This window comes from Vibrio sp. 811 (assembly GCF_033339195.1).
Genome location: NZ_JAWOUB010000001.1, coordinates 674,005 through 698,075, shown reverse-complemented (window position 1 = coordinate 698,075; position 24,071 = coordinate 674,005). Strand labels below are relative to the sequence as shown.

General features: G+C 45.2%; 19 protein-coding genes. 11 read left to right on the top strand and 8 right to left on the bottom strand.

What is annotated here, in order from left to right; translation table 11 throughout:
* Positions 1 to 20 precede the first annotated feature (20 nt).
* Positions 21 to 1,160, bottom strand: a complete 1,140-nt coding sequence (lldD, locus tag R7Q46_RS03000; protein ID WP_005383962.1) for an FMN-dependent L-lactate dehydrogenase LldD — start codon at positions 1,158 to 1,160, stop codon at positions 21 to 23.
* 315 nt (positions 1,161 to 1,475) lie between these two features.
* The gene (locus R7Q46_RS02995) at positions 1,476 to 3,167 is read right to left on the bottom strand and encodes an L-lactate permease (RefSeq protein ID WP_048625381.1); all 1,692 of its coding nucleotides are present in this window, start codon (positions 3,165 to 3,167) and stop codon (positions 1,476 to 1,478) included.
* Between the two features lie 162 nt (positions 3,168 to 3,329).
* Between R7Q46_RS02995 and R7Q46_RS02990 the strand changes: the two genes are divergently transcribed.
* Entirely contained in the window at positions 3,330 to 4,229 is a 900-nt protein-coding gene (locus R7Q46_RS02990) for a LysR family transcriptional regulator (protein ID WP_005375112.1), read from the top strand.
* Positions 4,230 to 4,350: 121 nt separating this feature from the next.
* Positions 4,351 to 6,384: a prolyl oligopeptidase family serine peptidase gene (locus R7Q46_RS02985; protein ID WP_213871257.1), complete on the top strand. Its 2,034-nt coding sequence runs from the start codon at positions 4,351 to 4,353 to the stop codon at positions 6,382 to 6,384.
* A 242-nt stretch (positions 6,385 to 6,626) separates the two neighbouring features.
* On the opposite strand, the gene R7Q46_RS02980 is transcribed toward R7Q46_RS02985, so the two are convergent.
* Positions 6,627 to 8,258, bottom strand: coding sequence for an ABC transporter ATP-binding protein (locus tag R7Q46_RS02980; RefSeq protein ID WP_017635486.1), 1,632 nt, complete (start codon positions 8,256 to 8,258; stop codon positions 6,627 to 6,629).
* A gap of 85 nt (positions 8,259 to 8,343) precedes the next feature.
* A complete protein-coding gene (locus R7Q46_RS02975; protein WP_005375116.1) occupies positions 8,344 to 8,841 on the bottom strand; it encodes a hypothetical protein in 498 nt (165 codons plus the stop codon).
* Between the two features lie 187 nt (positions 8,842 to 9,028).
* On the opposite strand from R7Q46_RS02975, the gene R7Q46_RS02970 reads away from it, so the two are divergent.
* The 3 genes from R7Q46_RS02970 to R7Q46_RS02960 all read left to right on the top strand — a co-directional run bounded on the left by R7Q46_RS02970 (position 9,029) and on the right by R7Q46_RS02960 (position 14,690).
* Entirely contained in the window at positions 9,029 to 11,389 is a 2,361-nt protein-coding gene (locus R7Q46_RS02970) for a Lon protease family protein (protein WP_005375118.1), read from the top strand.
* Between the two features lie 293 nt (positions 11,390 to 11,682).
* A complete protein-coding gene (locus R7Q46_RS02965; protein WP_005375120.1) occupies positions 11,683 to 13,311 on the top strand; it encodes a methyl-accepting chemotaxis protein in 1,629 nt (542 codons plus the stop codon).
* A 398-nt stretch (positions 13,312 to 13,709) separates the two neighbouring features.
* A complete protein-coding gene (locus tag R7Q46_RS02960) occupies positions 13,710 to 14,690 on the top strand; it encodes a porin (protein ID WP_005375122.1) in 981 nt (326 codons plus the stop codon).
* 123 nt (positions 14,691 to 14,813) lie between these two features.
* Here the strand turns inward: R7Q46_RS02960 and R7Q46_RS02955 are convergent, their stop codons facing one another.
* Positions 14,814 to 15,560 carry a flagellar brake protein gene (locus R7Q46_RS02955; protein WP_042521645.1) on the bottom strand — a complete coding sequence of 249 codons (747 nt, stop codon included), beginning with the start codon at positions 15,558 to 15,560 and terminating at the stop codon, positions 14,814 to 14,816.
* Positions 15,561 to 15,687: 127 nt separating this feature from the next.
* Between R7Q46_RS02955 and R7Q46_RS02950 the strand changes: the two genes are divergently transcribed.
* Positions 15,688 to 15,963: a GNAT family N-acetyltransferase gene (locus R7Q46_RS02950; RefSeq protein ID WP_064369632.1), complete on the top strand. Its 276-nt coding sequence runs from the start codon at positions 15,688 to 15,690 to the stop codon at positions 15,961 to 15,963.
* The gene (locus R7Q46_RS02945) at positions 15,960 to 16,937 is read left to right on the top strand and encodes a phosphotransferase (RefSeq protein WP_213871365.1); all 978 of its coding nucleotides are present in this window, start codon (positions 15,960 to 15,962) and stop codon (positions 16,935 to 16,937) included. Before R7Q46_RS02950 ends, R7Q46_RS02945 begins: the two co-directional genes overlap by 4 nt.
* A gap of 46 nt (positions 16,938 to 16,983) precedes the next feature.
* On the opposite strand, the gene R7Q46_RS02940 is transcribed toward R7Q46_RS02945, so the two are convergent.
* Positions 16,984 to 17,484, bottom strand: coding sequence for a GNAT family N-acetyltransferase (locus R7Q46_RS02940; RefSeq protein ID WP_205391367.1), 501 nt, complete (start codon positions 17,482 to 17,484; stop codon positions 16,984 to 16,986).
* A 394-nt stretch (positions 17,485 to 17,878) separates the two neighbouring features.
* On the opposite strand from R7Q46_RS02940, the gene napG reads away from it, so the two are divergent.
* From napG to R7Q46_RS02920, 4 genes are all read left to right on the top strand, one after another.
* Positions 17,879 to 18,649, top strand: coding sequence for a ferredoxin-type protein NapG (napG, locus tag R7Q46_RS02935; RefSeq protein ID WP_149191635.1), 771 nt, complete (start codon positions 17,879 to 17,881; stop codon positions 18,647 to 18,649).
* Positions 18,649 to 19,503 carry a quinol dehydrogenase ferredoxin subunit NapH gene (gene napH, locus R7Q46_RS02930; RefSeq protein ID WP_017635480.1) on the top strand — a complete coding sequence of 285 codons (855 nt, stop codon included), beginning with the start codon at positions 18,649 to 18,651 and terminating at the stop codon, positions 19,501 to 19,503. The genes napG and napH overlap by 1 nt, the downstream gene beginning before the upstream one ends.
* Before the next feature lie 199 nt (positions 19,504 to 19,702).
* Positions 19,703 to 20,884, top strand: coding sequence for an MFS transporter (locus tag R7Q46_RS02925; RefSeq protein WP_005375129.1), 1,182 nt, complete (start codon positions 19,703 to 19,705; stop codon positions 20,882 to 20,884).
* Between the two features lie 206 nt (positions 20,885 to 21,090).
* Entirely contained in the window at positions 21,091 to 21,372 is a 282-nt protein-coding gene (locus R7Q46_RS02920) for a YrhK family protein (protein WP_025768568.1), read from the top strand.
* Positions 21,373 to 21,494: 122 nt separating this feature from the next.
* Here the strand turns inward: R7Q46_RS02920 and R7Q46_RS02915 are convergent, their stop codons facing one another.
* Entirely contained in the window at positions 21,495 to 22,334 is an 840-nt protein-coding gene (locus R7Q46_RS02915) for an energy-coupling factor transporter transmembrane component T (protein WP_318077282.1), read from the bottom strand.
* A gap of 22 nt (positions 22,335 to 22,356) precedes the next feature.
* Positions 22,357 to 24,069 carry an ABC transporter ATP-binding protein gene (locus R7Q46_RS02910; protein ID WP_318077281.1) on the bottom strand — a complete coding sequence of 571 codons (1,713 nt, stop codon included), beginning with the start codon at positions 24,067 to 24,069 and terminating at the stop codon, positions 22,357 to 22,359.
* Positions 24,070 to 24,071 lie beyond the last annotated feature (2 nt).

The following is a 24,071-nucleotide window of genomic DNA, read 5'->3' as shown; positions in this document are numbered from 1 at the left end:
TTTTTAATCGCCTGCAAAGATTATGGGATTTTCACTAGCGAATCTCGAGAAAGATCCGCGATAGACTTCGCGCCTGTCAGCGTCATAGCTACACGCATTTCTTTATCGTACAGATCCAGTAGGTTTTCAACGCCTGCGCCGCCTTGTGCAGCCAATGCGTACACAAATGAACGACCAAGCAGTGTGCAGTCTGCGCCCAGCGCGAGCATACGAACCACATCAAGACCAGTACGGATACCTGAGTCCACAAAGATCTTAAGATCGCCTTTTACCGCATCTGCAATGCTTGGTAGTGCTTTAGCACTTGAAAGTACGCCATCTAACTGACGACCACCATGGTTAGACACCACAATGCCATCCGCGCCGAAACGTACCGCATCTTTCGCGTCTTCTTCGTCGAGGATGCCTTTGATGACCATAGGACCATCCCAAAAGTCACGAATCCACTCAAGATCTTTCCAGGAGATAGACGGGTCGAAGTTTGCGCCTAACCAGCCGATGTAATCTTCTAGTTTTGTTGGTTCGCCGCGATACGTTGAGATGTTACCTAAGTCATGCGGCTTACCAAGTAGACCCACATCCAGCGCCCAGCTTGGGTGGCGCATCGCCTGGAACACACGACGCATGGCTGCGTTAGGGCCGCTCATGCCTGAGTGCATGTCACGGTAACGCGCGCCAGGAACTGGCATATCAACGGTAAACACCAGCGTTGTGACTCCAGCAGCTTTTGCACGCTCAAGCACGTTCTTCATAAAGCCACGGTCTTTAAGCACGTAAAGCTGGAACCACATTGGACGTTCAATTGCAGGTGCGACTTCTTCAATAGGACAAACCGAAACGGTCGACATAGTAAACGGGATGCCTTTCTTCTCGGCCGCTTTTGCTGCTTGCACTTCGCCTCGGCGCGCGTACATACCAGTTAGACCAACAGGAGCTAGCGCGATTGGCATTGCCAGTTTCTCACCGAAGATCTCGGTTTCTAGGCTCAAATCTGTCATATCGCGTAGGACGCGTTGGCGAAGGGCGACATCACCTAAATCGTCAGTATTACGCTTCAGCGTGCGTTCGTCGTAAGAGCCGCCATCAATATAATGGAATAGAAACGGGGGAAGTTTGGCTTTCGCGGCAGCGCGGTAGTCAGTAGAAGCTGAGATAATCATAATGGTGTCCTAGCGGTTATTCTAAGCAAAGTTGTGGAGCAATTTGCTCTTTCGTTGAGCCTTCATCGCAAAGCAGTGAAGGCATCAAAATGAGTATAGTTACCTATGGTTCACTTACGTTTGAACTGGTGATGTTGGTAACTCATTTACATAATTGATTGAAAAATTTTGTTAAATCACTCAATCAGTTATACAAATTGGAAAGGATGACACAGCTGTCGGGGGGATTGATGTAGCAAGCTAAATCAACATGTCGGGGTAGTAGTGCTGACAGCTGTGTCAAATTAGGCAGGGCTACAAACCCTGCGTTTCGCGTTACTTCATCAAGACATCCGTCATTTGGAGGCCGTAAATCAACACCAAACCAATAATGCCCGTCATTACAATGTAGTAGAACGTAGGGATAATCGTCTTACGTAATGTCGCGCCTTCACGGCCAAGTAAGCCTACGGTGGCTGATGCGGCAACAACGTTGTGAATCGCAATCATGTTACCTGCGGCAGCACCAACGGCTTGAAGCGACACAACAATCACACTCGAAATAGACAGTGTTTGTGCGACTTCGAATTGGAACTGGCTGAACATCATGTTTGAAACCGTATTTGAGCCAGCGATGAACGCACCCAGCGCACCAACGGTGGCACTCAGTGCTGGGAACGCAGAACCGACAAGGTCAGAGGCAAAGTTAGCTGTTGTAACCGGCATACTTGCTAGGTCAGCGCCGTTAATACCAGAGTTGATGAAGATACGAACCATCGGGATGGTAAATACCAAGACAAACCCCGCGCCAATCAGTGTTTTGCTTGACTCGCCAAACGCTTCACGCAATGGTTTTACGCTGCCACTTTGTAACATTGCGGCAAGCAGTGCGACAAACACCAGAATGCCGCCTGGCAGGTACAACGGCTGAATAGCGGCACTCACACCAGTCTCACCAAGAATATTGCTGAACGACAAACTTACGCTTTGTACAAAGCCTTTCAGTTCCGGACTTACGCGGCTTGCGACGAGAATTACCGCCAGCATTACATATGGTACCCAAGCTTTTACGATGCTCATTGGTTTGCCTGGATTGTCGTTTAGATCGACTTTTAGCGAGCCCAGCCATTCAGCAGGCCATTTGTCTTCGCTTTCGAAATCCCACTTAGTCTTTGGTACTAAGAAGCCTTTTTTCGCTGCGGTAACAACAATAGAAAGACCAACCAAACCACCGATTAGTGAAGGGAACTCTGCGCCCAAGAATACGCCGGTTAACGCGTATGGAACGGTGAAAGAGACACCAGCGAATAACGCAAATGGTAGAATATCCAGGCCTTCACTCCAGCTTCTGTTCTTGCCGAAGAAACGTGTTAACATCATCGCCATTAATACCGGGATCATCGTACCTACGACTGCGTGAATGACAGCAACGTGTGCGGTGATATCTTGCAGGTACATTTCCCATGTTGCGCCTTGTGCAGCCAAAGACTCACTGATGTTATGCGTGTCTAAACCTTTGTTTACACCCACGATGATTGGCGTACCCACCGCACCGAATGAAACTGGCGTTGACTGGATCATCATGCCCATTAGGACAGCGGCTAGCGCAGGGAAGCCGATTGCAACCAGTAGTGGCGCAGCAATTGCTGCAGGGGTACCGAACCCTGATGCCCCTTCAATGAATGAGCCAAAACACCAAGCAATGATGATGGCTTGCACACGGCGGTCAGCTGAAATATCGGTAAATCCATTACGGATAGTGGTGATCGCTCCAGTGTGTTTTAAAGTGTTGAGCAAGAAGATGGCACCAAACACGATCCATAGAACAGAGACAGTAATGCCTAGCCCTTGGAATACAGAAGCCAGTACGCGATTGGCTGACATATCCCAAAACATTAGGGCAATAGCGACGGTTAAACCGAACGCAACAGGCATGGCTTTTTTAGCAGGCCAGTTGAGACCAACCAATAAGATGGCGGCAACAACAATTGGCGAAAATGCCACTAGGGCAAGTAGGGTTTCACTCATTTGTACATCCTTCGTACGCTGACTTCTCGAACGGTGTCAATCCGCTGTAGAGGTGACTTTTTGTTGTAATGGTTTTGTTAATTTGGCGTGAATTTACTCCTTTATTTTTTGTTGATATAGGGAAATAATGAAAATAATTAATTCCAAAAGTGACATAATCGTATGAGAGCAGACGACTTAATCCTATTTTCTCAAGTAATCGAACTGGGCAGTTTTAGTAAGGTTGCAGAGGCAAATAACCTTACAAATTCGGTAGTTAGCAAAAGAATGGCAAGGTTGGAGGAAGAGATAGGGGCGCAGCTATTATATCGAACAACGCGTAAATTGACCTTAACCGAAGCAGGTAAGGTGTTACTCCACAGTGCTAAAAATGTGAAGCAGGCCACTCAGGAGGCTATGGACGCTGTTGCAGGCTTTGGAGAGAATGTGAGCGGTCACATAAAAATGTCCGTGCCGTGTATCTCTGGAGATTTGATACTTGCTGATGCTGTTGCCGAATTTTGTAACCTTCATCCGGGTCTGACCGTGGACATGTCATTGGATAACCGCTTTGTCGATTTGGTTGCTGATGGTTATGATTTGGTCATTCGAACCGGTTACCTAGCGGACTCCAGCTTAATTGCTCGACATATTCTCGATTCTCAATGGGTGGTGTGCGCGTCCCCCTCATATATCGCTAAAAATGGGAAGCCGATCGAGCCGATTGATCTCACCACGCACAATTGTCTGCAATACGCTTACCAAACCACAGGTGCAACAGACTGGGAGTTTAAAGGCGAAGATGGTAATTACATCGTCAAAGTATCGGGCTGCTTTTCTACTGATAACGCGACCGCATTACGTAAAGCCGCTCTGGGCGGCCATGGTATAGCTTACGTCCCGCGATGCTTGGTGTATCACGATATTCGCAATGGCCAACTGGTGGATATTTTTCCTGAACTAGTGGGTAAAAAGTTGGGTATCTATGCGGTGTACCCGTTTACTCGTCAACCACCGAATAAAGTGAAACTGCTTATTGAGCACATTCGTGATCGTTACTTAACGATATCTCATTATTTCTAGTTCCTTCATAGATTTAAAACAATGTCGTTGAAATCAATATTTGGTGCTCTAAGGTAATCACCGCAATAAAACGATATGAAAATAAACAACTTAATAAAAACAACGGAGTAACACGGACGTTATGCATTACCCAAAAACACGTAAAGATTCTGTCGTGGACACTTATTTTGGTCACGACATTGCCGACCCTTATCGCTGGTTAGAAGATGATCGAAGTGAAGAAACCGCACAATGGGTTTCGGGTCAAAATTCGGTCACCTTCGATTTCCTTGGTCAGATACCGTACCGCCAACAAATCCGTGACTTAGTGGCGAACAGTCAAAACTACGAAAAATATTCCCAGCCATTTGTACGTGGTGACTACACCTACTTCTACAAAAACGACGGTTTGCAAAACCAAAGCGTATTGTATCGACGTAAAGGCGAGGGAGAAGCCGAGGTTTTCCTTGATCCCAATACTTTCTCCGAAGAGGGCACGACCTCTCTTGGCGAAGTCAGCTTCTCTAAAGACTATCGTTTGGTCGCGTATTCCATCTCGGAAGGGGGCAGTGATTGGCGTAAGATCTTTGTCATTGATACGGAAACCAAAGAACAGTTAGAGCCTGAGATTGTTGATGCGAAGTTTACGTCGATTTCTTGGCTGGGCAGCAAAGGCTTCTATTACTCAAGCTACGATAAGCCGCAAGGCAGTGAGTTGTCTGCTCGAACTGAGCATCACAAGCTTTATTATCATGAACTTGGTACACCTCAATCTGAAGATAAAGTGATTTTCGGTGAGTTGGATACGCAAGTTCATCGTTATGTGTCTGGTACGACGACGACAGATGATCGCTTCCTCATTATCTCTGGCGCAGAATCTACATCGGGTAATCGTCTGTTTTATATTGATTTACAGTCTGAGTTACAGGCAATTGTGACGCTGCGCGAGACAACGCAAGGAGACACCTACTTAATTGATAGCCAAGATGCAACCTTGCTGCTTTACACCAACCTAGACGCGCCGAATGGCAAAGTTGTCAGCTACAACACTCAGACAGAACAATGGGCTGACGTGATTGCTGAACAAGAACAGCCGTTAGAAATCAGCAAAGGTGGCGGTTATCTGTTTGCGACTTATATGGTAGATGTGCTTTCTAAAGTGCAGCAGTTTAACTACCAAGGTGAGTGGATTCGAGATGTACAATTGCCGGGAGAAGGCACGGCTTATGGTCTGGCGGGTAAAAAAGAAGAAACCACACTTTATTACACATTCACTAACTACGTGACGCCTCCGACGATCTTCTCATTTGATGTCGAATCAGGTGAATCGACACTGTTTCAGGAATCAAAGGCACCGTTCGATCGTAATGAGTATGAATCAAAACAGGTGTTTTACACCTCAAAAGACGGCACGCAAGTTCCGATGATCATTTCATACAAGAAGGGCATTGCACTTGATAGTAGAGCACCAACCATGTTGTATGGTTACGGCGGTTTTAACATCAGCCTCACTCCAATGTTTTCTGGCAATGTAGCCAACTGGCTAGAGTTGGGTGGTATATACGCTGTCGCCAACATGCGAGGCGGCGGTGAATACGGTAAAGCCTGGCACAACGCAGGCACTCAGCAGCACAAGCAAAATGTGTTTGATGACTTTATTGCGGCGGCGGAATACCTGATTGAAAACGACTACACTAGCTCGGATCGCCTAGCGATTCGCGGTGGTTCTAATGGTGGTTTGTTAGTTGGAGCGTGTATGACGCAACGCCCTGAACTATTCAAAGTCGCGCTGCCTGCGGTTGGCGTGCTTGATATGCTGCGTTACCACACGTTTACTTCTGGAGAAGGCTGGAAGTATGACTATGGCACGTCGGAGCAAAGTGAAGCGATGTTCCAATACTTGCTTGGTTACTCTCCTGTTCACAATGTAAAAGAAGGCGTGCAATATCCTGCTACCTTGGTGACAACTGCTGATCACGACGACCGAGTTGTGCCAGCACATTCGTACAAATTTATTGCGGAGCTGCAAGACAAACAGCAAGGCGCTAATCCAGTGTTAATACGCATTGATGTCAATGCAGGTCATGGTGCAGGAATGCCGCTGAGTAAGCAAATTGACCTCACCACAGACGTGTATGCATTTACGTTACATAATATGGGTATTGAGTCGATTTAATGCCCTAGTTGTTCGAAGCTTCTGAGAATAAAAAAATGCCGCGACAGTGTCGCGGCATTTTTCATGGTTGGGGGAACTCAATTCATACTGTTTGCCAGTATTTGAGCCAGGTTGACTAAGTCTGACTCTTGAACCAACCAGTCTCGGCGGCCAAACCGAAAGGCAGCTACGCCATTCTTAAGACAAGATGAATTTATCACCTTTTCTTAATCCTAGTTTATGAATATGAAACTGTGATGAACCTAAGCCGCATTGTGCTGATTTTCACTGTTTTCAAGATCAAATGAGGCATCTATCAGTTTTTTCGTGTAGTCATTTTTAGGGTTTTGGAAAATCTTTTCGGCCGTACCTTGTTCCATGACCTCGCCCTTTTGCATGACTAGAACACGATCAGAGAGTGCTTTAACTACTGATAGATCGTGGCTAATAAACAAGTAGCCAATATTGTGTTTTTTCTGCAAATCTTTCAGAAGGTCAATCACTGTCAGTTGCACCGAGCGGTCTAATGCAGAGGTTGGCTCATCAAGCAGAATAAACGAAGGTTCAAGGATCAGTGCTCGCGCGATAGCAATACGCTGACGCTGGCCTCCTGAAAACTCGTGCGGATAACGGTTGATGGACGCGGGATCTAAGCGGACCTCACGGAGCACGTCGCGCGCTTTCTGCATACGTTCTTTTTTACTCAACATTGGTTGGTGGACAGTTAATCCTTCTGTGATGATCTCGCCGATAGTCATACGAGGAGAAAGCGAACCATAAGGGTCTTGGAATACCATCTGAACGTCTTTTTTCAGCTCAAAACGTTCTTTGTTTGTCAGCAAGGCCATATCTTGGCCTTTATATTCTATTTTGCCAGTTGAGGGCAGTAGACCTATCAAAGCTCGGCCGAGTGTAGACTTACCTGAACCGGACTCCCCAACGATCCCGAGGGTCTCTCCTTGTTTAAGCTCAAGAGAAATGCCTTTTACCGCTTCGAAGTACTCATTCTTGCTCGCAATAAAATGCGACTTTACCAAGAATTTGACTCGTATATCGTCGGCCTTTAAAAGCTGTGTAGCACTTTCGCTAATAGGCTCCTTACTGCCTTTAGGAATCGAGTTGATTAGCATACGTGTGTATTCGTGCTTTGGGTCCTCGAAGAGTGTTTGCGTTTCGCCTTCTTCGACGACTTCTCCTTTACACATCACAATGACACGATCTGCAAAGTGTTTTACGACGCCTAAGTCATGAGTAATAAATAGGATTGCCATGCCCATCTGAGCCTGAATTTCTTTAATCAGGTGCAACACTTCTGCTTGAACCGTGACATCCAACGCTGTTGTAGGTTCGTCGGCGATCAAAATATCGGGCTCGTTAATCAGTGCCATCGCAATCATGATGCGTTGCAATTGACCACCAGAAAATTCGTGTGGGTACTTGTTGTACGCTTTTTCTGGGTTTGGCATATGAACCAATTCAAACAGCTCTAACACCTTTGCTTTTGCTGTTCTTCTGTCGACCGGGCGGTGACACATGATGGCCTCAGCGACTTGGATACCCACCCGCATGTACGGGTTTAGTGAGGTCATCGGCTCTTGAAAAATCATGCCAATGCGATCACCGCGAATACTTTGCATTTCACGCTCTGTTTTATCCAAGATGGAGCTACCCTCAAACATGATGGATGAGCTTTCATGCAAAATAGCGTTGTCTGGCAGTAGTTTCATCAGTGCATTGGTTGATACTGACTTGCCAGAGCCAGATTCGCCAACGATGGACAGCGTCTCGCCTGCTTTTAAATCGAAGCTAACATTCTTTACTGCATCGACGATCCCATCGTTTGTCGTAAAGCTGACTGATAGGTTGTTCACCGAAAGAATGGTTTTAGAAGACATCACAGATCCTTGTGGTTGATAAAGCAAATGATACTCAAGCAATGGACAGCATAAACCTAGCTGGCCTCAATGCTTGAGCTTTAGATTAATTATACAGGTGAGAAGGCGAAGATTTTGCCGAACTCATTGCTTGCAAATGTAAGAACTGCTCATGCGCCCGCGTTACGTGCTCGAGTTCTATCATCCATTGAGCATTACGTTGGGCAGAGCAAAATGCCGCCATGTGAGCTAATAAGTCTTCGCTCTGTTGACCAAGTAGGTGACCTACGCGCTCAATCAGTTCATGGCTCTCTAGCTGCAAAAATTGAAATAGCGCGTAAGTTTGATTGAGTATTGAGAACGCATCATGTTGTAAGCCGAGTTTGTTGAGAATCTCTGATTGCGTCACGCTGGCATCTCTAAGCCCCGTAATGAGACATACAAACTGGCAAGGTTTAGTTTGTGCATTTTCTAGCGCTAAATGAATGTGGTTGGGTAGATTGTTGAGCACGTCGTCATATAAACGATGAGCTTCTGGCCAATGGCCTTGTTCCATCAGTTGCTCCGCTTTTAAGTAGCGCATCCAGCATTGCTCAATATTCATATCCATCTCCACAACATTTGATTTGTTTAGATATTAAATGAAATTGATTATCAATTGCAAGTGCGTGTTAATATCACTTATGTGTTCATAAAATGTCCAATCAATCTAGGGTGGAAGGTAAATCACTTAAAATTAAGCAAATAATCTCTACACTCAAATAACGAAAATAAGAAAAAAGGAAGTGGATATGGCAATACTAAGATTGGAAGCTAAGCAGCTATATTCTGTAGCAGATCTAGAGAATATGCCATGTAAGTCGACCAAGGAGTTACCTCCAATTGATGAAATCGTGGGCCAAGAGCGCGCGCAAAAAGCGGTCGAGTTTGCGATGTCCATCAAAGAGAAAGGGTATAACATCTACGCCATTGGTCAGAATGGGCTAGGTAAACGCACCATGATCTTGCGCTATCTGAATCGCCACCAGCACGATGCAGCAGCCCTGTTTGATTGGTGTTACGTTGCGAACTTTGAGGATACCCGTACACCAAAGGTATTAAAGTTGCCTTGTGGTATCGGAAATAAGCTACGTGTTGATATTGAAGCTTTAATGGGCAAATTATTGAATGCTTTACCCCTAGCATTCGACAATGAAATGTACTTTAGCCGCGCTGAGCGATTAAAAAATCAATTGGCAGCTAAGCAACAAAACGAGCTGGATCGTATTAGTCGAGAGGCAAAAGAAAAGGGCATCAGCCTAACACTGACTACGCAGGGGGATTATCAGTTTGTCGCCATGAACGGTGATGAGCTTCATACGGAAGAGTCTTTTGATGTACTAAGCAAAAAAGAACAAGAGCAATTCAGCGATGCTATTGATGAACTCGAAGTGCGATTGCGCTCGATGGTTCGTGAGCTTACGGAGTGGGAAGAGACATACAGCGATAAAATCAAAAAGCTCAATGATGAAGTGACGCTTGATGTGATTACTCACTTCATCAAAAAACTCAAAGTGGATTACGCGCAATATTCCGAAATCAAAACCTACTTAACTGAGCTGCAAAAAGATATTGTTGAAAACGCAGATATCTTCCTTGACCAAAGTGGCGAGCAAGGCGAAATTGCGACGGCATCCTTGGATAAAAAATTGCCACGTCGTTATAAAGTGAACGTCTTGGTAAGCCGTAAAAGCAGCGAATTTCCTATCGTTGTTGAAGAAAATCCCAATTATCATTCACTCTTCGGGTCGATTGAGACTGCCACTTTCAAAGGAACGGTGTTTACCGACTTCTCGCTGATTCGTGCAGGGAGCTTGCATAAGGCGAATGGCGGCGTTCTATTAATGGATGCTCAGAAAGTACTTGAACAGCCTTACGTTTGGGATGGTTTGAAGCGCGCATTGCGTGCTCGTCAATTGAGTTTTACGTCTCTAGAAAAAGAGGTCACATTGACGGGGGCGGTATCACTCGATCCTGAACCGATTCCGCTTGATATCAAAATTATCTTATTTGGTGATTACCGAACTTACCAATTACTCCAACATTACGATCCAGAGTTCAGCGAGTTGTTCCGTGTGACGGCAGATTTCGAAGACGAAATGAAACGTACGCCGGAGTCTGAGCTGCATTACGCGCGCTTTATCTCTAGCGTGGTGCATGACAACAATATGCTGCATTGCGATCGCAAAGCCATTGCTCGGATCATCGAATACAGCTCACGTTTGTCTGGCGACCAATCCAAGCTATCTCTACATTCGGCTAATATCGCCAACTTGCTTCGAGAGTCGAACTACGTGGCTCGTCAAGCCAACTCCAACATGATCCGTATTGGGCATGTTGAAGAGGCGCTCAATAACCAAGAAATGCGAGTAAGCCGATTACGCGATAACGTAATGGAAACCTTTATTAACGGCACAACGCTGATTCGCACCGAAGGAGAAGCCGTAGGCCAAGTGAACGCACTTTCGGTATTGAGCACTAGTGACTACATGTTTGGTGCACCGAATCGCATCACAGCGACGACGTGTTACGGTGATGGGGATGTTATCGATATCGAGCGCAGCGTGGATTTGGGTGGCAGTATTCACTCTAAGGGCGTAATGATTTTGTCTGCCTACTTATCTTCCGTATTTGGTAAAACGGCACGAGTGCCATTAACGACAACCATTACCTTTGAGCAATCTTACGGTGGTGTTGATGGTGATAGTGCCAGCATGGCTGAGTTATGTGCGGTTGTGTCTGCTTTTTCAAAGCAACCAAATCGACAAGACATTGCGATAACAGGGTCGATGAATCAATTTGGTCAAGCTCAGCCTATTGGTGGCGTAAACGAAAAGATCGAAGGCTTTTATGATGTGTGTGTAATTAAAGGTCGTCATGACGGGCAGGGGGTCATTATTCCGCGCTCTAATGTTCACAATCTAATGCTTCGTTCCGACATCGTGAAAGCAGTCGAAAAAGGCGAGTTTAATATTTGGGCGATTGACCATGTTACTGAAGCTATCGAATTGTTTACGGGGAAAGTTGCTGGTGAGCCAACCGATGAAGGCTCTTATCCAATCGATACCATTTTTGGCCTTGCTCAAGCTAAGCTCAATTCGTTGAGAAAATAGGCTGAAACCGTCCTAAATGTGAATGTATCTCATCATAAGTGATCATAATTTATCATAACGACAATATCCCGACGCCACTGTCGGGATATTGTCAATAACAGATTGAAAATGGAGAGTTTTTGTACTAGACAAAAGTGTGATCGACCTCTAATATTCGCCACTTGTTTATTCGTCTGGGATTTATCCCGTCGCAAGGAAGCATAGATATTCAAACTGCCGAAAAGTAACGTTGTTATAGGCACTGCTCGAGTTTGTTTGGATATAGACATCACGCATACAACTGAGGCCCTGTCATGCAGTTATCACTGAAAAATTTGTCAGTACGAACGCAAATTTTGGTTCCGGTATTATTTACCGCGATTGTTTTGTTTATTGCTCTTTGGATTACTAAAAACAATCTTCAAGCAGAGCAAGATGTTATTGCTTCCAACCAAGAATCTTTGGTTTTTCACAAAGACACATTGGCGAGTATTGACGACCAAATTTACCCTCTGCGCATAAGCGCGGTTTACGCTATTTACGATGCTTCTCGTCGTGAGAATTTTCTAACCGAATTGAAAGAAGGCTTAAAGCAAGTTGATGCCGATTTAAGCGCAATTGAAGCCCGAAACCTATTCCGTGACGATGCCGTTAAAGTTCGCCAAGCAATTGAATCCTATGTGCGATATTCAGAGCGCTCAGTTGCTTTCTTCAACCAATACGATCAAGGTTTGAAATCGGATAGCGAGTACCGTGCATTTGTCAAAGAGTATCGCAATGTTGGCCGAGAAATGGTCCAACAAATTAACACACTATCAAAGCATGTAAACGAGCAAGCTGAACAATCTACTATCAGAAGTCATCAGCAAAATGAACGTGTGCAAAATAACGCTATGTTGACGGTTTTAGCGGTATTTGCTTTCTCATTGATAGGCGCTTGGTTCCTATCTGGCATGATTGTTACACCAATCCAAAAGCTGCAAGAAGTGATGCGTCAGTTAGCAATGGGTAATCTATCAGTACGTGCAGATGTCGATGGGGACAATGAGATCTCTAAGCTGAGCAAAGATGTAAACCAAACCGCAGAGCAGTTATACAACACTGTGGACCAGTTAACCCGTATTAGTGAGGAAGTTGCATCTGCATCGACCGAATTGGCTGCGGTAATGACGCAAGCGGAAGCGAACGCTCAACAAGAGTTGGCGGAGATCGAGCAAGTTGCATCTGCGGTTAACGAGCTTGCAAGCACTGCGAATAATGTGAGTGATAACGCGACCTCTGCTGACGCAACCGCGCGTGAAGCTGATGGACTTGCTCAATCAGGTTTGGCTATCTTCCAAGAAAGTGCGGAAGCAAGTGCGCAAATGTCTCAAGCATTGAACGATGCAGCGCAAGTTGTTTTGCGTCTAAAAGAGCAATCTGTACAGATCAACGATGTTATTGAAGTGATTCGCGGTGTATCTGAGCAGACCAACTTGCTAGCATTGAATGCTGCGATTGAAGCGGCGCGAGCTGGTGAGTCTGGTCGTGGTTTTGCGGTAGTAGCTGATGAAGTACGCATGCTAGCAGCGCGTACTCAAGACTCGACACAAGAGATCCAAACGATCATTGAAGAGCTTCAAGCGCAGTCTGGGCTGGCGAATGACAGTATGCAAGTCAGCCTTGATATGCTTAGCCGCAACAACGAGCTGACGCAACAAGCGAATGAAGCGTTGGTTGGAATTACCGAGTCGGTCGCCAACATCAACGATTCAAACACGCAAGTAGCAACCGCAGCCGAAGAGCAGTCTCAAGTTACTCAAGATATCAATCGCAACGTGGTTAACATGTCGGAGCTTGTAAACCAAAACGTAGCGGGCATCAGCCAAAGTGCAAGTGCGAGTACTGAGCTTTCATTACTTGCAGAGAAGCAGAAAGAGCAATTAAGTTTCTTTAAGCTTTAATTCATCATCTACTTATCAAATCTCTAAATCCCTGAGTGAATGCTCAGGGATTTTTTTGTTTGTAATAATCGGATTTATTATCAATAAGTCTATCTAAAACAGTCAGTTAATAAGATTTTTTTTGCGGGCAATATCACGTTTTGTGATATTGTTTTTACATTTTTTTCGTCAATTTTTTTTTGACGCGAACATTTTTTTTAACTCAACCGATAACTTGATGGTTGAGAGGTATTCATATCGTCATTTTAAGTGGTGTTTTCTTCTATAAGTGCTGTTTATTCAACACGTTGCGTGAAAAATAACAGCTGCTACTATGCCGCCAGTTTTCTCGTTGGTACAGAAAAGTCCTGTTTTTCTGGTGAGAAAACACATATAAAACAATGATATGGAAAATAACAATGAAATTAAAAACTTTAGCTGTAGCAGTGGCGCTAATGGCATCAGGATCTCAAGTTGTCGCTTCAGAACTATACAACCAAGATGGCACTTCTCTTGAGATGGGCGGCCGCGCTGAAGCGCGTCTTTCTATGATGGATGGTAAGGCAGAAGACCGTACTCGCATCCGTCTTAACTTCCTAGGCAAACAGGAAATCAATGAAAACCTATACGGCGTTGGTTTTTGGGAAGGTGAGTTTGTAACTGAAACTTATGATGTATTTGATTCTAAAGGTAACAAAGTTGGTGAGACAGACAGTCTTGAAACTCGTTACGCTTATGCGGGTCTGGGTGGCAAATACGGTGAAGTAACTTACGGTAAAAACGACGGCGCACTAGTGGTTCTTACTGACTTTACTGACATTATGGCTTACCACGGTAACACAGCAGCACTTAAACTGCCGGTTTCTGACCGTACAGATAACATGCTGTCTTACAAAGGCCAATTCGAGCAACTAGCTGTACGCGCTAGCTACCGTTTTGCTGATCGCACAACAGATGCACAAGGCTTTACAGACAACGAGGAAGATGGCTTCTCTCTATCTGGTGTTTACGCGTTTGCTAACACTGGTTTTGAACTAGGTGCTGGTTACGCAGATCAAAACGACAGCGATGAGTTCATGCTGGTAGCTGCATACTCTGTAGGTGACTTCTACTTCGCTGGTAACTACACTGGCGCGGATATGGATGTTGCAGGTAAGACTTTTGATTACAAAGGCTACGAACTAGCCGCTGCTTACACTATGGGTCAAACTGTATTCACTTCTACGTTCAACAAAGGTGAACTAGAAGACGCAGATACTGTAGAAAACCTAGCTGTTGATGTAACTTACTACTTCAAGCCTAACTTCCGTGGCTACGCATCATACAACTTCGATCTAATGGATAACGAAGGCGCGGCTGAAAAAGATGAGCTAGCGCTAGGTCTACGTTACGACTTCTAAGTCATGACTCTTATCTAAGATACTGCCTTATTCTTAGTAAATAAAACCCCTTACTGAAAAGTAAGGGGTTTCTTGTTTTCTAGCACTTCAAAGCTTCTTGATAAGCGATAGGGGTTATCAAATCTATCTTTTTAGTGTGAGCTTAGTACCATCAAATTTGAGGTGACTGAGGAGGTTTTTAGCGTTGTTTTTACCAACCTCATCAAACTCCATTCCGTAGCGAGCATAGTGCGTTGATTTTTGTAAATTACAAATACGACCTCGCAACGGCGCTAGCATACGACTTTCTCCGGGCATAGTTAGATCCAATGAAACGTGGTCACCAACCTGAAGTGGTCGGCTCATCGGTGATGTTACAAAACGACAGCCACTACGAGATAAATCTCTTATTTCGCATTCAGTTCGATAGGCTTCTAAACAAACACGCGCTCTCAAATTTACTTCGTAACGCACTTCTTTGCGAAGCTGAAAGACCTGCATAGTGTTGGGTAGGTCTAGCACCAAAATTGGGTACGGATCGCCTAGTCGATGCTGTAATTGGGCCCGAAATGGGATAACGGCCCCTTCACCTCGATGAGAGTAGGCTTTTACATTGATCCAAAAGCCTTCTTGAAAATAGAACTTCAAGTCTTCATCGGAGATGTTCGGAACCTCTATCAATGCAGTATTATTTGAGTGACAGCCAACAAATGTGCTGGTTGTAATAAACTTTGTACCAACGGGGGTGGTGACGTTTAAGCTCACTTCACTGCCATGTTCGACCATTGCCATTGCATCGGTGCTATTTAATGTACTTGCCTGACGTTCTGGTGCCTTCTTGCTTTGCAGAGGTAGCTTGCCGTCTCTGGCAATTGGGCTCATATTTCTCATTATAATTGTCGTACCTGATGTGAGAAGGTAATCGCGTGAGGCGAAGCAGCACTCCCGCATGGTATCGATTTTATTCAGTGATATAGTTTGATTCAATCAATCTGTAACAAAAATTAGAGAGCAAGATATGCATAAAGTAACTCATGAAGCCACGAATAGTACATTCTGGGTTGATTTAGAGCAGGGCTATAAAGCCAAGTTGATTTACCAGCTTGAGGGTAATGTCATGCACATTACATCAACGGTTGTTCCTGAAGCACTGCGAGGTAAGGGGTACGGAAAAGTGATGATGGAAGCGGTGTTGCCAGAAATTGAGTCACTCGGTTATCAAATCAAACCAGTTTGCCCATATGTTATTCACTACATGGAGAAGAACCAAACGTGGTCACATCTGCTCGCATGATGAGTAACAACCACCAACGCTACCAAACTATTGGCCAGGAACTCAATCTCGGTAATTACCGCTCTGTAGAAGTCATACAATCGCTATGGGGAGGCTATGGGGAGTTAGTCCGAGTTACTTATTCAACTCGTTCGGTGATCATTAAGCATGTAAAACTCCCTAAGCCTTCAGAGCATCCTAGAGGCTGGAATACGGACCGTTCTCATCAAAGAAAGCTGCACTCTTATCAGGTGGAAGTGAATTGGTATGAGCATTTTTCCGGAGGGGTGGATACTCGCTGCCGAGTACCACAAGGTCTAAAAACGTTCCAATCGGAGAATGAATGGCTTATTGTGATGGAAGATCTCGCCGAGGTGGGCTTTCCAAAAGTCATCACAGATGCACAGCTAGAGCATCTACAAGCCTGCCTCACTTGGTTGGCGAACTTTCATACGCGATACATCGATGTTCGTTCGGATAAGTTGTGGCATACCGGAACATACTGGCACTTAGCAACCAGACCCGACGAGCTTGAAGCATTGCAAGACACTGAGCTACAAAATGCGGCTCAATTGATTGATCAAACGCTTTCGCAAGCTAAGTTTAAAACACTAGTACATGGTGATGCCAAATTGGCGAACTTCTGTTTTGATGAAGAAGAATCAAGCGTTGCTGCGGTTGACTTTCAATACGTTGGATGTGGGTGTGCAATGAAAGATGTGGCACTGTTTATGAGTAGCGCCGTTAAGCCAGAACGTTGTGCAGAGATGGAAGTTTGGGTTTTGGATACGTATTTTGCTCAGTTGCAACACGCGCTAATGGTCTATCAACCGAATCTTGACCCTAATGAAGTCGAGCGTGAATGGCGTCCTTTGTTTGCTGTGGCTTGGGCAGACTTTCAGCGATTTGTGAAAGGTTGGAGTCCCGACCACTGGAAGATCAATCCCTACACAGAAGCATTGACTCGCAGAGCGTTGGCTTACTTACGAAAGTGAGTCGAAGTTTAAAAAGAAAAGCCTCCAATTAGTAGGAGGCTTTGTTTTATCTTTGGCCCGGTCTGATGCGCGCCATGTAATAGGTATTGATGAATTCACCATCACGGAAGGAACCGTCAATCGCTTCACCCTCAATTTGAAATCCATGCTTTTTATAAAGCCCAATGGCGGCGTCGTTATCGGCATTGACCTCTATCTGAATTCTTCTCACATTTAACCAGTTATCTGCTAGTTCAGTGACTGTTTCTATCAATTTGCTACCAATACCGAGTCCGTGGAAACTATCATGTACTCCGATGCCAAACGATGCCGTGTGCATCGTTCTTGGACGTAGAGAGTGGTGAAAGCCAATATTTCCGACGACTTTACCATCTATTTCAGCGACATAGCTATAAACACCATCAGGTATGTTTGACAATCTTTTCACCCACATCGCGAGCGAAGGCTTTGGGAGTTGCAGGGTTTCACGTTGTGCTTTTGGTTGTGAATAGATTTCTACGAGTGCCGCTGCGTCTTCGACGGTCGTTGGACGTACGATAATTTCCATGCATCTCTCCTTCGCTTTTTAGTTTTAATTTTTAATCTAACCACAGTTTTCTTATTTGGATAGTGTTTTTTTATGTTTAATGGATAAATACCTTTTAAATTAGCTTGTTATGATGTCTTTTTTTGAATTTTTAGTAGTGATTTGTCATCGAATTGAACGAGTAGATTGCAAAGCTGTTGAATTATTGTACTGAGAATAGCGCGTACTGCAGAGTATAGTGGTGAATTTCATGTCGCAGTAAATAAACGCATTTAGTCAAACTGTGACGACGGCACTGTGTGTCAGTTGACTTGAATCAATAGAGGATGGAGTTACCTCCTATGAGGTATAGGGAAACGACACGTTTAGGGCTATTTATGCTTAACTTGATAAGGGAGTTTTGTTGAGGAATAGCATGAAATCCTCTCAGTCTAAAATATCGCAAAGTCGGCGCCGATTTTTGCGTGATACAGCTCGAACTGCGGCTGGTGTTGGCGCAGCTGCGTGTGTATTGGGCTTACAATCGCTACAAAGCCAAGCTCGAGAAACCAAAGGTGTGCCTATTCGTCCGCCTGGTGCATTGCCGGAAGGCGATTTCGAATCAACTTGTATTCGATGTGGCTTGTGTGTTCAGGCATGTCCTTACGATACCCTGAAACTTGCGACATTACTTTCACCCGTCGCGACTGGCTCACCTTACTTTACTGCACGCGATATTCCCTGCGAAATGTGCGAAGACATTCCTTGTGTTGTCGCTTGTCCGAGTGGGGCGTTGGATCCGAAACTAACCGATATTGATGATGCTCGAATGGGTACAGCGGTTCTTATTGACCATGAAACTTGCCTTAACTGGCAAGGGTTACGATGCGACGTTTGTTATCGCGTTTGTCCGCTGATTGATGAAGCCATCACATTAGAGATGGTTCACAACGACCGAACCGGTTATCACGCCAAACTTATCCCAACAGTGAATTCCGAAGTGTGTACCGGATGTGGTAAGTGTGAACAAGCGTGCGTGTTGGATGTCGCTGCTATTAAAGTCGTCCCGACGGATTTGGCGAAAGGCAAAGTGGGCAGCCACTACAATTTTGGTTGGAAAGAGATCGACAAACCACTCGAAAATATCCTCCCTAGTGAGACGCCTGTGCCGGAAGGTGCGCTTGAATCGCTAAAAGGAGGTAAGTAATGGCAAAGAATTTAGCTCAAAATGCTGGCAAAGAAGCGCTTGAAAAGCTTGGTTGGTGGCGCGCGCATCGGTTTTTGATTTTACGTCGGCTATGTCAGTTCACCATCATTGCGCTATTTATGGCTGGGCCGACGCTGGGAATTCTAACTGGTAATCTGTCATCAAGTATGTTGCTCGATACCGTGCCGTTAAGTGACCCGTTAATTGTGCTTCAAGCTTTGGCGACAGGGCATGTTCCGGAGTTTAATGCGTTGTTAGGCGTAGTGATTGTCGTGGTGTTTTACGCGATTTTGGCGCCGCGCGCATTTTGTGCTTGGGTGTGCCCGTTGAACATCGTGACAGACTTGGCGGCGTGGTTGCGTCGAAAGCTCAACATTAAAGCGAGCTATCGTTGGTCTCCCGTGATTCGTTATTGGCTGATCCCTGTTTTGATGTTGGGCAGTGCGCTGTCTGGCGCAATTCTTTGGACATGGTTAGATCCAGTGGCGGCACTGCATCGCGGGTTGGTGTTTGGTATGGGCGCAGGTTGGGTGTTGATCGCCCTGGTGTTCGTGTTGGATTTACTCTTGGTTGAGCATGGGTGGTGTGGGCACTTATGTCCACTGGGGGCTACCTATGGAGTGATAGGCCGAAAAAGCCTGTTGCGGGTTACTGCTGTTCGCCGCGAAGATTGCACCAAATGCATGGATTGCTTTTACGTTTGCCCAGAACCAGAAGTGCTTCGGCAGCCTTTGAAAGAGGGAGATCGTCGAGTTATGGATCAAAACTGCATTAGCTGTGGTCGTTGTTTGGATGTATGTCCAGAACATGTGTTTGAATTTAAAAATCGCTTATCAGTAAAAGTCATTGATTAAGCCACTGAGCACATTTACTCATGCTTTATTTCTCTTGATACTTGAACATCGCGCTTAGCCAAGGAGTTAAGCGCGATGTTTATCTTCATAACAATATTCCTCAGCCATATCTGCTTGCTCTGGGCTGAAAATAATAATGATATTGCGAATTTGTTACATTTAAAGCTATGATGATGCCTTCATATTTAAAGGAAACATCATGACTACCTCATCGCACGGCTGGAGAACGCCGCAAAATTTCCTCCTGTTAATTTCCATTATCGTGCCCATTGCTTTTTCTACCTGGATGGCGTTGTTGAACAACTTTGTTATCGAGAAAGCAAACTTTGATGGTGCCGACATAGGCCTATTGCAAAGTGTGCGTGAAATTCCGGGTTTTTTGGCCTTTACCGCCGTGTTTGTATTGCTGTTTATCCGAGAGCAACGCTTTATGCTCGTCTCTTTGGCGATGCTTACGCTTGGTACGGCATTAACAGGTTATTTTCCCACTTTGTACGGTCTACTTTTTACAACCTTGTTAATGTCCACCGGCTTCCATTACTTTGAAACACTCAAGCAGTCTTTGTCTTTACAATGGCTATCTAAAGAAGAAGCGCCAGAAATGCTGGGTAAGTTTATTTCTGTTGGAGCTTTGGCTTCTCTGTTTACCTACGGCGCCATTTGGGTTTCGCTCGAACAGCTCAAACTTGATTTTAAAACGGTCTATTTAATGGCTGGTGGTTTAGGTTTTGTGCTCATTTTGGTGATGGCATTTGCCTTCCCACAATTTAAGACAAAAGTGCCTCAGAACAAGAAGCTCATCCTACGTAAACGTTACTGGTTATACTATGCGCTTACGTTTATGAGTGGAGCACGCCGTCAGATTTTCACGGTATTCGCTGGCTTCCTGATGGTAGAGAAGTTTGGCTACTCCGCCGCAGATATTACGTTGCTGTTCCTGATTAACTATGTCTTTAACTTCTTGTTTGCGAAGCGAATAGGCCGTTTTATCGGCGTTGTTGGTGAGCGCAAAGCGTTGATGTTTGAATACGTCGGTTTGATCTTCGTGTTCGTCGGGTACGGTTTGGTGCAAACGGCAGAGTGGGCGGCAGCATTGTATGTTGTCGATCATTTATTTTTCGCGTTAGCGCTTGCGATTAAAACCTACTTCCAGAAAATTGCCGACCCAGCAGATATGGCGTCGACCGCGGGTGTTGCGTTTACGATTAACCATATTGCGGCGGTTGTAATACCTGTTACGTTTGGTGTGATTTGGCTGGTTTCACCTGCTAGCGTATTTTACATCGGCGCTGGTATGGCAGCAGTGAGCTTGCTGTTGTCACTCAATATTCCAGCGAAGCCGGAAGAAGGCAACGAAACTCGCTTGTTGAAGTGGAGTTAAGTTGGCACTCACTATCTAATCATTAAAGCGAATACCTGTAATTAGACTCGCTAAAAAGGGTGCTTATGCGCCCTTTTCTTTTGATTGCAAAGAGATAATCCCTCCAATGGTTGTCAATGCATGCCACGTCCGTTAGGGTTTAGAACTAAGTATTTCGAAATAACTTGGGCATAACTGACGCGAAACAATAAGAGGGGAGCTATACAGTGCAGATACATGGCAGAGAGTTGGATTTAGATCTAGGAAGCCGTCACATCGTTATTCAGCGCCGCTATGAGGCGTTAGGTGCTGCAAACGACCTACTCATTGCTATTTGGTTTTTAATTGGTAGCTTTTTCTTTTTGAATGATTCGTTGATTGAAAGTGGTACTTGGCTTTTCATCGTGGGCAGTGCGCAGTTGATCATTAAGCCCCTGATAAAACTGATGAGTTTAGTTCATGTTGGTCGTTTAAATAAGCAACTTTCTGGCACATCAGCGAGCCGCTGAAATTACCGCTTCTTTTGAACACTCGCAAGCAAGAAGCCAACAGGCGAGTTATCGAGGGGAAAGCGGGAAGATAACGTGTTCGCAATACTAAGCACGTTATCTTCTGTTTGAAGCTTAAGAATTTAGAACGGATACCAGAACAGTTGTGTGTCGATAACACGCTTGCTGATCGCCGCAATCACTATCACCGCAATCCCAGCCATGCAGATCATATCGGTTTTGGTCAGTGGTTTTAAGCTGTACCAAGTGCGAGAGGAGTGGCGGCCAAAACCACGTAGCGTCATCGCGTTTGAGATTTGATCGGCTCGGTCTAAACTAGAGAAAATCAGAGGTCCAAGAATCTTCGCGACGTTCTTCATACGAGTGAACAACGGAGCCTTCTTGCTCAGTTCTACTCCGCGTGCTTGTTGCGCGTGCATGATGTTAACAAAGTCCTTTTTCACTTCCGGCAAGTAGCGCAGCGTTAAGCTTACGGCATAGGCGATTTTGTAAGGCACACCCAAGCGGTTCAAGCTGGCTGAAAACTCCGTCGGGTGAGTGGTAAATACAAACACCAACGCGATTGGAAACATGCTGAAGTACTTCAACGTCACTGTTACTAGGTAAAACAATGTCTCTTGAGTGAGCGAGTAATTACCGGGTAACGAGAGTAAAACCGTTGATGAACCCATGAACTCAGTACCTTGTTGCGGTACTAACGCGAACATAAACAGGGCATTGATCAGTAATACCGTGCCTGTACCGAATAACAGCGGTTTGTAGACATGAAAGGGCACTTTGGTCATTTTCAATAAGCCCAAACCCAGCACGATCAACAGCGCGATGATTCGCAAGTCAAATGTGGTCAATACCACCGTTACCCAAGCAATGAAAAGCAAGAACTTAGTAATGCCATTCAACTTATGAAGTGGCGATTGGGTATCGATGTAGTTGATACCAAACTTCATTTTGTTGTCTTTCATGCCACTGCTTTCTCTGGTTGGTTTACTTCGTCGCTTTTTTGTTGGCGGTGCGCTTTTCTACATTGATAAAATGCTGCATAAAGCCATTGGTGTCCTCGATACCAACTTTCGTAGCCAACTCAAACAAACTTGTGGTAGTGAGGTTTGCTTGGTCTAGTAGCTCTGGACTGCTGAATACCTGCGTCATTGGTGCATCCGCGACTAATTTACTGTCTGCAATCACGATAGAGCGCGTGGTGTATTCCAGCACTAAATGCATGTCATGAGAGATGATCATCACGGTTACGCCCAACTCGCGATTGAGCTTTTCGATGAAACTCAGCATAGACGTGTAGTTTCGATAGTCCTGACCTGCCGTCGGTTCATCAAGGATCAGAAGCTCTGGTTCCAATACCAAAATTGACGCAATGGTTACGCGCTTTTTCTGGCCGTAGCTCAATGCTTCGATTGGCCAGTGACGGTATTTGCTCAAACCGCACAGCTCAAGGACTTCAAGTACTTTAGCTTCGATTTGTTTCTCTTCAACGCCACGATTACGGAGGCCGAAGGCCACTTCGTCGAAAATCATGTGATGGGAAATCATGTGATTCGGGTTTTGCATCACCACGCCCACTTTCTGGCTGCGCTCGAAGATGGTCAGTTCGTTAAGATCTTGACCATTCATACTCATTGAGCCGCTATCCGCTTCAATAACGCCCATAATCAGTTTGGTGATGGTCGATTTACCCGAGCCATTTTTGCCAAGTACAGAGACAAACTCGCCACGCTTGATGTCAAAACTCACGTCTTCTAACGCGTTTTTCTCACCGTCGTAAGAATAGGTGAGGCCACGGACTTCAAGCAAAGTCTCGGCTGGCGTTTTGGGCGGTTGTGCTTTTGAACCATCAAACCATGCTTGTACTGCCGGTTTATATTGCTCCAACGGTAAGGTAGTTAAGCTAGAAGGTTTTGCATCGCCCTCAATCGAGCAGCCTGCTTCTTTCAGTGCTGAAATATAAAGCGGTTCGCGGATGCCGTAATTTTCTAGCAGAGGCGACGCTAAAATTTCATCTGGCGTTGTATCGGCAATGATTTCGCCGCTTTCCATCAAGATAATACGGTCAACGGAGCAATGCAGAACGTCCTCAAGACGATGCTCAATAATTACGATGGTTTTACCCGTTTCGCGGTGTAGATCATCGATGATCTCGATGGTTTTTTTACCCGTTTTAGGGTCAAGCGCAGCTAGTGGTTCATCAAACAAAAGGATATCGACGTCATCGACGAGAATGCCCGCCAAAGAAACACGCTGTTTCTGCCCGCCAGATAAATCGTGGGGTGAGCGTTCTAGCATCTGTTCCAAGTCGACCATTTTGGCCGTGGCTTTGACCAATGGGTACATGTCGATATTTGAAGTTAGCTGGTTTTCCAGCGCAAATGCAATGTCTTCGCCAATGCTCAAACCGACAAATTGGCTGTCCGTATCTTGCAGTACGGTGCCAACTTGCTCAGTGTATTGGTGCATGTCGAAAGGGGCGGTGTCTTGACCATTGATGGTCAATGTTCCACTGGTTTCCCCTTTGATTGCGTGTGGGATCAGTCCGTTAAGACATTGCCCAAGGGTAGATTTACCACTACCACTTGGACCGATAATGACGATTTTCTCTCCTTTCTCTATCCTTAGATTGATATTTTTTAGCGTCGGTTTGTCCAGCGACTCATATCTAAAAGAGAAGTTAGAAAATTCGATTGTCATTC